This is a genomic window from Chryseobacterium pennae (genome assembly GCF_003385515.1).
GTDB classification, from domain to species: Bacteria; Bacteroidota; Bacteroidia; order Flavobacteriales; family Weeksellaceae; genus Chryseobacterium; species Chryseobacterium pennae.
This window is the reverse complement of the sequence record NZ_QNVT01000004.1, coordinates 194973-207763: the sequence shown is the minus strand read 5'-3', so window position 1 is coordinate 207763 and position 12791 is coordinate 194973. Positions and strand designations below refer to the sequence as shown.

Below are 12791 nucleotides of genomic sequence, written 5' to 3'. Positions count from 1 at the left end.
AAAGAATCAAAACAGGTGAATCTCATTTCATCTGGAATCTAAAAAATTAAACATTCAGATGAAAAAACAAGACCTGCCTCAAGACGAAAGTAATCTGAAATCCGCTAACATGACAGAAGTTCTGTATGTAACGGATGAAAATGATAATTATACAACAGCCAACAGTACGGGCTGGGATGCCAAAAAAGCAGCTTTGGACGAGTCCATGGAATTGATACATGAGAGAATTGAAGAAGCCAAACAGAACGTTGCCAATAATATCGTAAGCCCTATCGTTTATTTTATGGAACATAATAAAATGGATCTGGGAGTATTGGCCTCTTATGTAGGAATGTGGCAATGGAGGGTAAAAAGACACTTCAAACCCAAAGTATTTAAAACACTTAGCGAAACTGCACTGAAAAAATATGCCGATGCATTTGGGATTTCAGTGAATGAACTAAAAAACTTCGACGGGAAATAAATAAGGTCATACACACCATTTTATTCACCTATGAAAAAGATATAAACTGCAAATGAAATTAAACTTTGAACACCATCAGACTGCGCATTGCGAAAACGGTGTTGCTTCTAATCTACTGCTTAACAGAGGACTGAAACTAAGCGAACCTATGATCTTCGGAATCGGTTCTGGACTGTTTTTTGTCTATCTTCCTTTTTTAAAAGTGAATTTTGCTCCGGGCTTCAGCTATCGTCCGATGCCGGGTGCTATTTTCAGTAAAGCAGCAAAAAGATTAGGAATTAAAATCAAAAGAGAAAAATTCTCGAATCCCCAGGATGCTCAAAAAGCACTGGAGAGAAACTTAGCACAAAATATCCCTACAGGACTTCAGGTAGGAGTTTTCAACCTTACCTATTTCCCTGAAGAATATAAATTCCACTTCAATGCCCACAACCTGGTTGTATATGGTAAAGAAGATGGAAAATTTCTTATCAGTGATCCGGTGATGGATTATACCACAACTCTTACCGAAGCAGAACTTGAAAAAGTAAGATATGCCAAAGGAGCACTTCCTCCAAAAGGACATATGTACTACCCTATTTATATTCCTGAAGATGTTCATTTGGAAGAAGCTATTAAAAAAGGGATTAAGGATACCTGTAAAAATATGCTGGCTCCGGTACCACTTATCGGAATAAAAGCTATGAGATGGGTTGCTAAAAGTATCCCGAAATGGGCAGAGAAGAAAGGAACAAAAGTAACCAACCATTACCTCGGCCAATTGATCAGAATGCAGGAAGAAATTGGAACCGGAGGCGGAGGTTTCAGGTTTATTTATGGAGCATTTCTTCAGGAAGCGGCTGTTATCCTTAAAAATGATGAACTAAAAGAACTTTCAAAAGAAATTACCTCTATCGGGGATCTTTGGAGAGATTTTGCAGTAGATATTGCCAGAGTGTACAAAAACAGAAATGCTAAGAGCGACATCTACAACACTTTATCAAAAACCATGCTTCATATTGCAGATTTAGAAGAAGCTTTCTATAAAAAACTGAGAAAAGCGATCTGATATGGCAGAAAATATGATTGAGATTAAAAATCTATATAAAAAATACAAAAATTCCGACGAGTTTTCTGTCAATGATATCTCCTTGAATATCGACAAAAATGATATCTACGGAATTCTTGGGCCCAACGGAGCAGGGAAAACTACTTTGATTTCTATGCTTTCAGGGTTAATAAAACCTACTTCAGGACAATTTACCATCAATGGAATGTCTCCACAAAAAGACAATTTCAAGATCAGACAGATTATGGGAATTGTTCCACAGGAATATGCACTCTATCCTACCCTTACCGCAAAAGAAAACCTGATGTTCTTTGGCAGCTTATACGGATTAAAGCATAAACAACTTACCAGAGCCATTGATGATTCCCTGGAAATCATGGGGCTTTCAAAATTTGCCAATAAGCAGGTAGGACAATTCTCAGGAGGAATGAAGCGTCGCTGCAACCTCATCGCCGGAACCCTTCACAATCCGAAAGTATTGTTTTTGGATGAACCTACAGTAGGAGTAGATGTACAATCTAAAAAAGTTATCATAGATTTCCTTTTAGAACTGAATAAAAGCGGAACGTGCATCATTTATACTTCCCACCATCTTTCTGAGGCCGAAGAATTCTGTACCAAGATTGCTATTATTGATAAAGGAAGAATTCACGCAGTAGGAACTCCCGAAGAGCTTGTTTCTCAGATTGCCCATGCAGAAAACCTTGAAGATGTTTTCATTTCATTAACCGGAAAAGAATTAAGAGATGTTGTTGTATAAACTGTGGAGAAGCTTTATTAAGGAAATTCTTCTGCTAAAAAGAGATATCGGAGGAATCGTCATTATTTTTGTAATGCCATTACTTTTGATTGTAACGATTACCCTGATCCAGGATTCTACCTTTAAAAATCTTGAAGGTTCAAAAATCCCGATCATTTTTATTGATAACGACAAATCTGAGGTTTCCAAAAATATAAAAGGGGAGCTGGAAAACAGTAAAACATTCCAGTTACTGACTAATTATAACGAAAAATCGGCTCAGGATGCTGTATTTGCAGGAGATTATCAGATGGCTATTGTCATTCCTGAAGATCTTACGAAGGATTTAAATTCTAATATCGACTCCAAAGTTCAGGCTATTGTAAGCTCATTTGGTTTAGAAGGTGATTCTGCAAAAACAAAAATAGAAGCTCCGAAAGCTAAAGAGATTCATTTATATTTTGATCCTGCCACTAATGCCGGATTCAAAAATTCGGTGATGAACTCAGTGAACAAAATGGTTTTTGAGATCGAAAATAAAAAGATCTATAAAGCATTCCAGGATCAGCTGGGAACAACTGAAAACCTTGAAGAGAATAAGAACCTCATCAGCTTCAAGGAAATCACCCCGAAAAAAGGAGAAATGGATATTATGCCGAATTCTGTTCAGCATAACGTTCCTGCCTGGACTCTTTTTGCAATCTTTTTCATCGTAGTTCCTCTATCCATCAACCTGGTAAAGGAAAAAAGCCAGGGTACAAGTGTAAGAGCAAGAATAAGCCCTACCCCTTATTTCGTTCATATTTTAGGAAAGACATTTACATATCTTATTATCTGTATCATTCAGTTTTTATTGATGGTAGCTGTAGGTATTTATCTTTTTCCCTATATGGATCTTCCGGCATTTGATGTATCCGGAAAAATGTTCCAGCTTATTACGGTAACTCTATTCTCCGGCCTTGCCGCCATTGGGTTTGGAGTATTATTGGGAACGATTGCTGATACACAGGAACAATCTGCACCTTTTGGAGCAACATCTGTAGTAGTATTGGCAGCAATCGGTGGAATCTGGGTTCCGGTATTCTTAATGCCTGAATTCATGCAGACGGTAGCCAAATTTTCACCTATGAACTGGGGATTGAATGCTTATTATGATATTATTCTAAGAAACAGCGGAATCGGAGGTATTGCCAAGGAACTGGTATTCCTGTTTTTATTTTATCTTGCCACCGTATCCATTTCTATTTTTTACGAAAGAAAGCTTCATAATATTTAATCGATTTTATTATTAATATTGTCTGGAATTTCCTGACAACTAAAAAACAACATGCAGTCTAACGAAAATATATTAACCTGTACCGAAGAAGTAAGAGTACGATTCAATGAAACAGACCCGCTGGGAATTGTCTGGCATGGGCATTACATTGTGTATTTTGAAGACGGAAGAGAAGCTTTTGGACGTCAGCATGGTCTTACCTATCTTGACATTCAGAACGCGGGCTATGTAACGCCTATTGTAAAGAGCACCTGTGAACATTTTCTTCCTTTAAAATATGGAGAAACATTCAGGATTGTAACGACTTTTATCAATTCTGTTTCCGCCAAGCTTATTTATAAGTATGAAATTTTCAACCAGGAAAATAAACTAGTATGCAGTGGAGAAACTATTCAGGTATTCCTGGACAGCAATGGAAGTTTATGTCTGTACAACCCAGAGTTTTTTCAAACCTGGAAAGATAAAATGGGATTATCATGAAGAAGGAAATTTATATCACAGACTACAACTGCGTAACTCCCCTTGGCTTCGATGTGGATTCTAATTGGGAAGCTCTTTTAGCAGGGCAATCAGGAGTTGCTTTACATCAGATTATAGAAAATCAGGACGCTTTTTATGCTTCCTGTATCAATTCTGAAAAACTGGATGAAGAGTTCGACAGAAACTTCACCGGAAATACTGCTCAAAACTTCACAAGACTGGAAAAAATGCTGCTTTTAAGCATGAAACCTCTTGTTGAAAAACATAACATTTCTGAAGAGACAGCTTTCATTCTATCTACAACAAAAGGGAATATCAGTCTATTAAAAAATCAGACTGAACTGCCTGAAGGCGTCTATTTATCGCAATTAGCCCAGAAAATTGCTGATTTTTTCGGATTTAAAACCAAGCCTATTGTAGTATCTAATGCCTGTGTTTCCGGGGTAATGGCTATTGCTGTTGCCAGGAATATGATTCAGGCAGGAAAATACAGAGATGCCTTTGTGATTGCAGGAGATGAAATTTCTGAATTTGTAATTTCCGGATTCAATTCATTTCAGGCTATTGGTTCAGAGCCTTGCAAACCGTATGATAAAAACAGAAATGGGATCAATATTGGTGAGGCAGCGGCCGCCGTTTATATCACAGTTGACCCTTCTGAAAATGAAAATTTCAGATTTAAAGTATTGGGAGATTCAGCCATCAATGATGCCAATCATATTTCCGGCCCTTCCAGAACAGGAGACGGCTTATACGGAAGCATCAGAAATGCTATGATGGAAGCTAATGTTTCCGCAGAACAGATCGATTTTATTTCTGCCCACGGAACGGCAACAGTATACAACGATGAGATGGAAAGCATGGCATTCAGCAGAATGAATCTTCAAAACGTCCCGCTTAACAGCATGAAAGGATTCTATGGCCATTGTTTAGGGGCTTCGGGATTATTGGAAAGCATCATTTCTATGGAAAGTGCTCTTCAAAACACTTTACTTCCTTCTAAGAATTTTGAAGAAATGGGGGTTTCCCAGCCGTTGAATATTATCAGAGAAAACCAGTCAGCAACAGTAAAGTATATTCTGAAAACGGCTTCTGGTTTTGGAGGCTGTAATGCGGCGATTGTGTTGGAAAAATGTTAATTCTATCTATCATATAAATGATAAAAACCACCCAATTCTGGTGGTTTTTATTATTGTTTAGTAAGTATCAAATCTTTTTTCCCGATAAAAGCTAACTTCTTTTTTGACAATATTGAGCTTAGCAATTCCACTCCGCATACCAATAAAAATATGTTCTTCATCGAATACAGCTACGGAATTTGGATATAGGCCTCTCCAAAACTGATTCCTAAAAATAAGTATTGCTTCTTGATTCACTACTTTATAAAAACTATGATGAGAAACAATATAAATAATATTATTAAATACAGTTAATGCTTCTAGGGCGTCTCCAAATGATTCTATTTTTTTATATGTAAAAACTGAATCTTTGTTTAATTCATACAAACTTCCCCAAATACCTGAACCTTCAGTGAAATAAATTTTGTTCTGAAATTTGAAGATATCAACAATATTTCCAAATTTTATTTTCACATTTTTTTCTTTGTCTTTTTTAGGCTCAAAATATAATTCCCCTCCCCATTCTCCTTTATTTTCTCCAATCAATTTTCCATCTTCGATTTCTAATTCAGAATTCTTTTTATAATAATTGGTCTTTTCTACTACCAATCTATTATTCTCTTTTTTTACAGCATAACAATCCTTAGAATTAATGAGATCATACCATTCTCTTTAGACTCTACTTTAGGAATTGGATACTCACTAAAATTATCTGGAATTTTTATTTCTTGTCCTGCACAATAAAAACAGAAATAGAGTATAAATAATATAAACGATTTTTTCTCCATTGTTAAATATATCGACCTTTTGAATTATTGAATTACTGTTTAGTGAAAATCAGATTTTTTGTTTCTGGCAGATAAGTTATATCAGGATTTCCTGGGCAATTTTTGGCTGTTAACACTGTATCATTAGGAAGATAAGTCCATGAAACCTCCGTATTACTTATTTTTTTAAGGTTTATACTACCCCAACCTGCGCCACAATTAGTTCTGGTATAATAAAAATTTACAATACCATTATTAACAAACATACTCGTTATTGCTTTCCTATCATACTCATACTGAACATTACTGTTATTTTGCACTTCCACTCCACTTGAGTTCTTTACAATATTGATATTCAATGCATCTTGATAATAAAAATCTGTTGTTTTAGGCATTTTAAATGTTTTATGCTCTTGTCTGGTAATCAAGAAAGTAATTGTTTTTCCACCAAAATTAGCAACCAAAGTTCCTAGTATTTTAAATATATCATTCATTATTGCTTGGTAAGTATTATATTTTGTGGCAAAGGATCAGGACGTTGGGATTGTGGCAACCCATGATAAAAACAATCATTATCTGTCCAATCACTATTTTGATAATACTTCCATTCCAATTTTGTTTTGACTGTATCTATAAAATTAATAGCAATATTTCCTGTTATATGACATAATTCTGGATCATTATAAATCAAAGAGTATTTATTGCCATATCTTCTAAAATTAATTCCCTGAATTTTAGCTTGATCATCTGAAGATTTAATATTATCAAATAAAGTATGCTCATTAGAATCTTTTACAATAAACCGCCCGACTAAATAATCTCTATAGCGTTTAACATCATTATCATATTTGTTAGTGATTTTTTTTAAAGTAATAATAAATATTTTATTGTTCCATTCTCCCCTCCAAATACCTTCATATGCTTGTAATTCATTATTAGTATCTTTTTCATAAGAATTATTCAAAAGGTTTATTTCGGTAGGTCTTAATGAATATATTGTTTGTGCTTCACAAAAACACACAACGAATATCCCCAATATTGTAAGTAAGTTATTCACTATTGCTTAGAAGTTATTTTATTTTGAAAAATTGACTCCCAAGTACCTAATTCATTATCTAGATCTTTAAAATATGAGTTTGTTGGTGAACTGTAATCAGAGGCATTTAATGGCAATACCTGTTGTGCCTTGCAAGAAAACACGACCAAAAAACCAAATATGATCCATCCATTTCTCATTACTGCTTTGTAAAGATCAGATTCTCTGTCTCTGGAAGATAAATTGTGTAGTCTTTATCAGGAGGACAAGTAATGTCATTTCTTGTTGTGGTTCCAGGATAATAGTTCCATGAAAATTGAGTAGAACTTAGTTTCTTGAAAATAATATCTCCAATTCCTACACTACAATTTCCACCAGCATATAGTAAATCAATTTGTCCATCAGCTTTTGTACCTAAACTTAATATTAGATTTTTAATGGCTGCATTAGGATGATATGTATTATTTAAAGTAGTTTGTAAAATATTCCCATTTGAATCTTTTATTTCATATTTTACAATAAGAACATCTGAAAAAAAACTTTTCCCCCACTCAGAATAAGGTCTTTTTATTTCTTTTGTAATATTTAGTATAATTGTTTTATTTTGAAAAATTGATTTCCAAGTACCAATGTATGGGCTCAATTCATTATCTAGGTCTTTAAAATATGAGTTTGTTGGTGAACTGTAATCAGAGGTATTTAATGGTAATACCTGCTGTGCCTTACAACTAATTAAACCTAAGCACAAAACTAGAAAAATATACACTTGCTTTTTTAAAAAAAATTTTAACTCCATAATCTATACTATATTATTTTTGGTTTGGACAAACAGTTGAACTTGTACTTCCATCTGAATTTAATTTAATTGTTGAAACATTATTAGTAATGTAGTCTATTTTTTGAAGATTTATTTTATTTTCTAATCCCATACTTTTTAATGTTGAGAAAAAAATTTGCTCCAACCCTCTACTATTCAATTCTTTATTCCCATTAACAACACTTATAAAACTCTCTACTTTCAATAATTTAAAGGATTGAATTTTTTGATTAACATTCCATGTATCTCTTTGTAATTCAGAATAAGAATTCGGGATGGGTAAATCCCCATGACTTCCATCAAAATACATTACATAATGTATGCCACCGGGAGCTACCACTCCCATATAGGCATCACCTGTATTTCCTATACTCTGGTATCTTGCAATTTCTATTAAAGTAGAAATATCATCTGAAGAAAATATATGTACTCCTGTTTCTGTATGATTATGATAACCTCCATTTATGGTAGAGGGATCTCCAAAATTTACACTATGCTCTCCATTTTCGGTGGTTTCTGTAGGTGCACTTCCATCTTTATTAAACTTCCAGCCTTTTTCTCCCTTCGCTCCCTTCTCTACATGCTCTTTCAAATCCTTTACTTTAAGCTGAACAGCAATATCATCCAAAAGCTTCTTTGTTTTCTCACAAGGATCATCCTCAGGATCCAGATAATCCGGAAACTTATGTTTAGAACCATCACCGGACATTGCTTTTCCTCCTCCACTGCCCAGATGTGCTCCATTAGCTTCCTTCCATGGAGAATCCTTCCACCACTCTCTTCCAGGGAACATATATCCGAAACCGCCACCGCCACCAGAAAAAACATTGAATTTAATGATGGTGATTTCCTCGATATCGTTAACCCTAATATTTTGCTCTTTAGCAAATTTCCCCATTGGAGTAGGATTTTTGGGATATAAGTTATCTACCGCATCCTGAAGAATGGCTAATACTCTCAGCGTTACAGGATCATTATTCTGGACAATAGTAAACTGTACATAATCTCTGTTGGGAGTAACAATACCATGAATAAAAGCCGTTACCCGATCTCCCTGAAGAATAGGAAAGGCAATAGCCTTGGAACTATCTCCATAAGTATAGGTAGATACATTATAAAAAGGATTTCCAAAATCTTTATAAAATTCCAGCCCTAAAGCAGGATTGTTTTGGAAAAATGATTCTATGGTTTCTCTGAATGGCAGTTTATAGCTCACCTGAGAGATAGGAATATTTACTGGGGAGGTATTGTAAGAGGCATTCTTTTGGTTAGTTTGACCGGATGCCTGCTGCCTGTTCTGAGATCTGAATTCCGGATCAGCCTGAGCCTTCTCTTCAAATTTCAGGAACATTTCAATAGGAGCCCTGAATTGGGCCTGCTCTTCTTTGGGAAGTACTTCATCTTCCGTCCGGCAGGAATAGATAAAAAGTGTCAGCACTGATAACAGGGCCAACCGAAGAATAATTTTTCCTCTCATAGATGTTTTTTAGTTTTCGAATATACTATTTTTTTCACCAATAAGGGATAAAAAAAATAAATATTTAAAAATTTGAATGCACCCCATAACAACTCGCTGTCATTTCAAATTATTTTATATTTGTAAAAAATGGAAATACCATTAATGAAGAAAACAAAAACCTGTACTATAGAACATTCAAAGATAACCGTTGACGGAAATCTTATTTTTGAATCCAAAAGCAATATATTCCCGGAGTTTGCTAAAGAAGCCTATAAAAATGCAGAGCTGAACTATCCAAAGTTTCATAAAATGGATAACCTGAGCAAACTGGCTTTTCTCTCTGCCGAAATGATCTTAAAAGAAGATGAAGATCACAGCAGAACCGCATTGGTTTTTGCCAACCGGTCATCCAGTCTGGATACCGATTTCAAATACCAGGAAAGCATCAATTCTCAGGAAAATTACTTTCCGAGCCCTGCAGTCTTTGTTTATACTTTACCCAACATCTGTGTAGGTGAAATCAGCATTAAGCACAAAATGCAGACAGAGAATGCTTTCTTCGTTCTCGATGATTTTGATGAAAATTTTTTAAATGATTATGCAGAACAGATTCTTCAATCAGAAAAAGCAGATAAAGTATTGTGCGGCTGGGTTGAATTATTTCAGGAAAATTATAAAGCTTTTGTATATTTGCTAACCTTATAAAAATGTAACCATCCGGCAATCTGAAAATGCAACAATGACAAATCATTAACGCATTGATAAACTGTTATATCGGTACATTATTAAATTAAAACTTTTTATGGAAAACTTAAAAACTGAATTGAAGCACAAAATTATTGAAGTCCTTAACCTTGAAGACGTTTCTGTAGAGGAAATCAAAGATACTGATCCATTATTCGGAGGTGGATTAGGATTAGACTCTATTGATGCTTTAGAATTAATCGTTCTTCTTGATAAAGACTATGGAATAAAATTAGCTGATCCTAAAAAAGGAAAGGAAATTTTCCAATCTATCGATACCATGGCTCAATTCATCGAAAATAACAGAACAAAATAATTTTTTTCAAACGCTAGGTTCGCTGAGCTTTTTAAACATCGGAAATATTTTCGGTCGTAAAGGCGCTTCACTTAGCAATGAATTGTATTTTCTTGGCTAAGTGAAACGCCCTTGCGAGCTTAAAAACAGTTTGAAAAATAAAGCTTTGCGCTCATTGCGTTTAAATAATTCATAGAAAACTAATTAATGAGTCAAAAAATTGCCATCACAGGAATGGGCATCATTTCCTCCATCGGAAACAATGTGGAAGAAAATTTTATTTCATTGCAATCCGGAAAGCATGGTATTTCAGATATTCAGATGTTTGAAACCCGTCATGCCGGAACCATTAAAACAGGTGAAATAAAATTATCCAACGAGGAACTTGTACAAAAACTTCAACTTAACGCAGACAACAATGTCACAAGAACATCCTTATTAGGTATGGTTGCTGCCAAAGAAGCTGTAGAAAGTGCCGGAATATCAGATATCAACGGGTACAGAACCGGAATGATCTCCTCCACCAGTGTTGGCGGAATGGATATTACTGAAAAGTACTTCTATTCCTATGAAAACTTTCCTGAAAAGCAAAAATATATTGATGCTCATGATGCCGGAAATTCCTCATTGGCGATAGCCGGTCATTTGGGATTAAAAGGCATGGTTTCCACTATCAGCACTGCTTGTTCATCTGCAGCCAATGCCATCATGATGGGGGCAAAACTGATTAAAAACGGAATTTTGGACCGTGTGATCGTTGGAGGAACAGATTCTCTTTCAAAGTTTACCCTGAATGGTTTCAATACTCTGATGATCCTTACCGATTCTTACAATACTCCTTTTGATAATGACAGAAAAGGCCTGAACCTTGGAGAAGCTGCTGCTTTCATAGTTCTTGAGTCTGAAGAAATTGTAAAAAAGGAAAACAAAAAGGTGCTGGCCTATCTTTCCGGTTACGGAAATGCCAACGATGCACATCACCAAACTGCGTCTTCTGAAAACGGCCAGGGAGCCTTTTTAGCCATGCAGCAAGCACTGAAAACTTCAGGATTAAAAAAAGAAGAGATCGACTATATCAATGTTCATGGAACAGCAACTCCCAATAATGATTTATCAGAAGGAATTGCTATGATCAGGATATTTGGAGAAAATAACGTTCCTGAATTCAGCTCCACAAAAGCATTTACAGGACATACACTGGCTGCCGCTGCCGGCATTGAAGCTGTATTTTCAATTTTAGCGATGCAGCATAACCTTATCTTTCCGAACCTGAATTTTAAAACAAAAATGGAAGAGTTTGATTTAACTCCGGTTACTGAGCTGAAGGAGAAGAATATCAATCATGTTCTTTCCAATTCATTTGGGTTTGGAGGAAACTGTTCAACCTTAATTTTCTCAAAGTCATGAGTACAGTATACATCAACAGTGCATCCTGTATCTCCGTTCAGGGCACTTTAAGCGAAAATATTCTTCAGAATCTTAAGCCGGAAAACTCGGTAAAGATTATTAAAGCCATAGAACCTAATTACAAGGAATTCATTCCACCTGCCATGATCAGGAGAATGTCCAAAACGGTAAAAATGAGTTCTGTAGCTTCACACTATGCTTTAAAAGAAGCTGGAATAGAACAGCCGGATGCTATTATTGTAGGAACCGGAATGGGATGTTCACAGGATTCTGAAAAGTTTCTGAAAAATGTGATTGATAACCATGAGGAATTTCTAACTCCTACATTTTTCATTCAGTCTACCCATAATACTGTTGCAGGTCAGATTGCACTGGGATTACAGTGCCATGGCTACAACTTCACCTATGTAAATACGTCTTCATCGCTGGAATTTTCATTCCTGGATGCACTGCTTCAGATCAAAGATGGTGAAGCTGAAAATGTTCTGGTAGGTTCTACCGATGAGCAAACTGACAGAACAATGGAACTCTACTGTCTGAATAATACCGTTAAAAAGGAGGCAGACCTTCCCGCAGATTATTTGAATTCCACAACCAATGGAGTTATTTGGGGCGAAGGTGCCAGCTTTTTTGTTTTGGGGAAAGATAAAACAGAAAATGCCTATGCAAAACTTACAGATATTAAAATCAGCAATGGATTAGATCTGGAAGAAACTTCAGATTTTATACAGAAATTTTTGACGAAGAACAACCTTTCAGCAAAAGATATTGATGCTGTCATTTTAGGTTATAGTGGTGATGCAAACTCTGATGTCTATTATACTAAAGCTATGGATCTTTTTCAGGACTCTGCTTTATTGTATTACAAACATTTGAGTGGGGAATTCAATACTGCAAGTGGTTTTTCTACATTTATAGCATGTCATATTCTTAAGGATCAGCAGATCCCGGAAGTAATGATGATTAATACAGAGAGAAAAGAAAAAGTGAAGAATATTCTTCTTTACAATCATTTGGCAGGTAGCGATCATAGCTTGGTATTACTGGAAAAAGCTTAATTGACCGAAAGACAAAAGGACTGGTTTATAAAATAAAGCAGTATTGTCATTCTGACGAAGGAAGAATCACTATTTTATACAATT

At 35.3% G+C, this 12791-nt stretch carries 15 protein-coding genes; 10 read left to right on the top strand and 5 right to left on the bottom strand.

Annotation, left to right across the window (positions count from 1 at the left end; genetic code table 11):
- Positions 1-58 precede the first annotated feature (58 nt).
- Genes DRF65_RS06715 through DRF65_RS06690 form a run of 6 tightly spaced genes read left to right on the top strand, consistent with a single transcriptional unit; the run spans position 59 to position 5145 of the window.
- Complete coding sequence (locus DRF65_RS06715) at positions 59-463, top strand: hypothetical protein (RefSeq protein WP_115969992.1); 405 nt, start codon at positions 59-61, stop codon at positions 461-463.
- A 52-nt stretch (positions 464-515) separates the two neighbouring features.
- Positions 516-1511 (top strand): BtrH N-terminal domain-containing protein, encoded by a 996-nt coding sequence (locus tag DRF65_RS06710; RefSeq protein ID WP_115969991.1) that lies wholly within the window; start codon positions 516-518, stop codon positions 1509-1511.
- Between the two features lies 1 nt (position 1512).
- Positions 1513-2271, top strand: a complete 759-nt coding sequence (locus DRF65_RS06705; protein ID WP_115969990.1) for an ABC transporter ATP-binding protein — start codon at positions 1513-1515, stop codon at positions 2269-2271.
- Positions 2258-3526: an ABC transporter permease gene (locus DRF65_RS06700; protein WP_115969989.1), complete on the top strand. Its 1269-nt coding sequence runs from the start codon at positions 2258-2260 to the stop codon at positions 3524-3526. The genes DRF65_RS06705 and DRF65_RS06700 overlap by 14 nt, the downstream gene beginning before the upstream one ends.
- Before the next feature lie 51 nt (positions 3527-3577).
- Complete coding sequence (locus tag DRF65_RS06695; protein WP_115969988.1) at positions 3578-4006, top strand: acyl-CoA thioesterase; 429 nt, start codon at positions 3578-3580, stop codon at positions 4004-4006.
- Positions 4003-5145: a beta-ketoacyl synthase N-terminal-like domain-containing protein gene (locus DRF65_RS06690; protein WP_115969986.1), complete on the top strand. Its 1143-nt coding sequence runs from the start codon at positions 4003-4005 to the stop codon at positions 5143-5145. Before DRF65_RS06695 ends, DRF65_RS06690 begins: the two co-directional genes overlap by 4 nt.
- Before the next feature lie 57 nt (positions 5146-5202).
- Here the strand turns inward: DRF65_RS06690 and DRF65_RS06685 are convergent, their stop codons facing one another.
- From DRF65_RS06685 to DRF65_RS06660, 5 genes are all read right to left on the bottom strand, one after another.
- A complete protein-coding gene (locus tag DRF65_RS06685) occupies positions 5203-5733 on the bottom strand; it encodes a hypothetical protein (protein ID WP_115969984.1) in 531 nt (176 codons plus the stop codon).
- A gap of 211 nt (positions 5734-5944) precedes the next feature.
- Positions 5945-6385 (bottom strand): hypothetical protein, encoded by a 441-nt coding sequence (locus DRF65_RS06680; RefSeq protein WP_115969982.1) that lies wholly within the window; start codon positions 6383-6385, stop codon positions 5945-5947.
- A complete protein-coding gene (locus DRF65_RS06675; RefSeq protein WP_115969980.1) occupies positions 6385-6948 on the bottom strand; it encodes a DUF6705 family protein in 564 nt (187 codons plus the stop codon). The genes DRF65_RS06680 and DRF65_RS06675 overlap by 1 nt, the downstream gene beginning before the upstream one ends.
- Positions 6949-7126: 178 nt before the next feature.
- On the bottom strand, positions 7127-7723 hold the full coding sequence (locus tag DRF65_RS06665) for a DUF6705 family protein (RefSeq protein WP_115969977.1): 597 nt from the start codon (positions 7721-7723) through the stop codon (positions 7127-7129).
- 13 nt (positions 7724-7736) lie between these two features.
- Complete coding sequence (locus tag DRF65_RS06660; protein ID WP_115969975.1) at positions 7737-9221, bottom strand: hypothetical protein; 1485 nt, start codon at positions 9219-9221, stop codon at positions 7737-7739.
- A gap of 129 nt (positions 9222-9350) precedes the next feature.
- Between DRF65_RS06660 and DRF65_RS06655 the strand changes: the two genes are divergently transcribed.
- The 4 genes from DRF65_RS06655 (at position 9351) to DRF65_RS06640 (ending at position 12707) form a co-directional block, all read left to right on the top strand.
- Complete coding sequence (locus DRF65_RS06655) at positions 9351-9908, top strand: 3-oxoacyl-ACP synthase (RefSeq protein WP_228438558.1); 558 nt, start codon at positions 9351-9353, stop codon at positions 9906-9908.
- A gap of 97 nt (positions 9909-10005) precedes the next feature.
- Entirely contained in the window at positions 10006-10263 is a 258-nt protein-coding gene (locus DRF65_RS06650) for a phosphopantetheine-binding protein (RefSeq protein ID WP_089695129.1), read from the top strand.
- 186 nt (positions 10264-10449) lie between these two features.
- Positions 10450-11649: a beta-ketoacyl-[acyl-carrier-protein] synthase family protein gene (locus DRF65_RS06645; protein ID WP_115969971.1), complete on the top strand. Its 1200-nt coding sequence runs from the start codon at positions 10450-10452 to the stop codon at positions 11647-11649.
- On the top strand, positions 11646-12707 hold the full coding sequence (locus DRF65_RS06640) for a beta-ketoacyl synthase N-terminal-like domain-containing protein (RefSeq protein ID WP_115969969.1): 1062 nt from the start codon (positions 11646-11648) through the stop codon (positions 12705-12707). The genes DRF65_RS06645 and DRF65_RS06640 overlap by 4 nt, the downstream gene beginning before the upstream one ends.
- The last annotated feature ends 84 nt before the right edge of the window (positions 12708-12791 follow it).

Coding starts and splice junctions, on each gene's coding strand:
- DRF65_RS06715 (WP_115969992.1), top strand. CDS start 59: ATGAAAAAACAAGACCTGCCTCAAGACGAAAGTAATCTGAAATCCGCT.
- DRF65_RS06710 (WP_115969991.1), top strand. CDS start 516: ATGAAATTAAACTTTGAACACCATCAGACTGCGCATTGCGAAAACGGT.
- DRF65_RS06705 (WP_115969990.1), top strand. CDS start 1,513: ATGGCAGAAAATATGATTGAGATTAAAAATCTATATAAAAAATACAAA.
- DRF65_RS06700 (WP_115969989.1), top strand. CDS start 2,258: ATGTTGTTGTATAAACTGTGGAGAAGCTTTATTAAGGAAATTCTTCTG.
- DRF65_RS06695 (WP_115969988.1), top strand. CDS start 3,578: ATGCAGTCTAACGAAAATATATTAACCTGTACCGAAGAAGTAAGAGTA.
- DRF65_RS06690 (WP_115969986.1), top strand. CDS start 4,003: ATGAAGAAGGAAATTTATATCACAGACTACAACTGCGTAACTCCCCTT.
- DRF65_RS06680 (WP_115969982.1), bottom strand. CDS start 6,385: ATGAATGATATATTTAAAATACTAGGAACTTTGGTTGCTAATTTTGGT.
- DRF65_RS06665 (WP_115969977.1), bottom strand. CDS start 7,723: ATGGAGTTAAAATTTTTTTTAAAAAAGCAAGTGTATATTTTTCTAGTT.
- DRF65_RS06660 (WP_115969975.1), bottom strand. CDS start 9,221: ATGAGAGGAAAAATTATTCTTCGGTTGGCCCTGTTATCAGTGCTGACA.
- DRF65_RS06655 (WP_228438558.1), top strand. CDS start 9,351: ATGGAAATACCATTAATGAAGAAAACAAAAACCTGTACTATAGAACAT.
- DRF65_RS06650 (WP_089695129.1), top strand. CDS start 10,006: ATGGAAAACTTAAAAACTGAATTGAAGCACAAAATTATTGAAGTCCTT.
- DRF65_RS06645 (WP_115969971.1), top strand. CDS start 10,450: ATGAGTCAAAAAATTGCCATCACAGGAATGGGCATCATTTCCTCCATC.
- DRF65_RS06640 (WP_115969969.1), top strand. CDS start 11,646: ATGAGTACAGTATACATCAACAGTGCATCCTGTATCTCCGTTCAGGGC.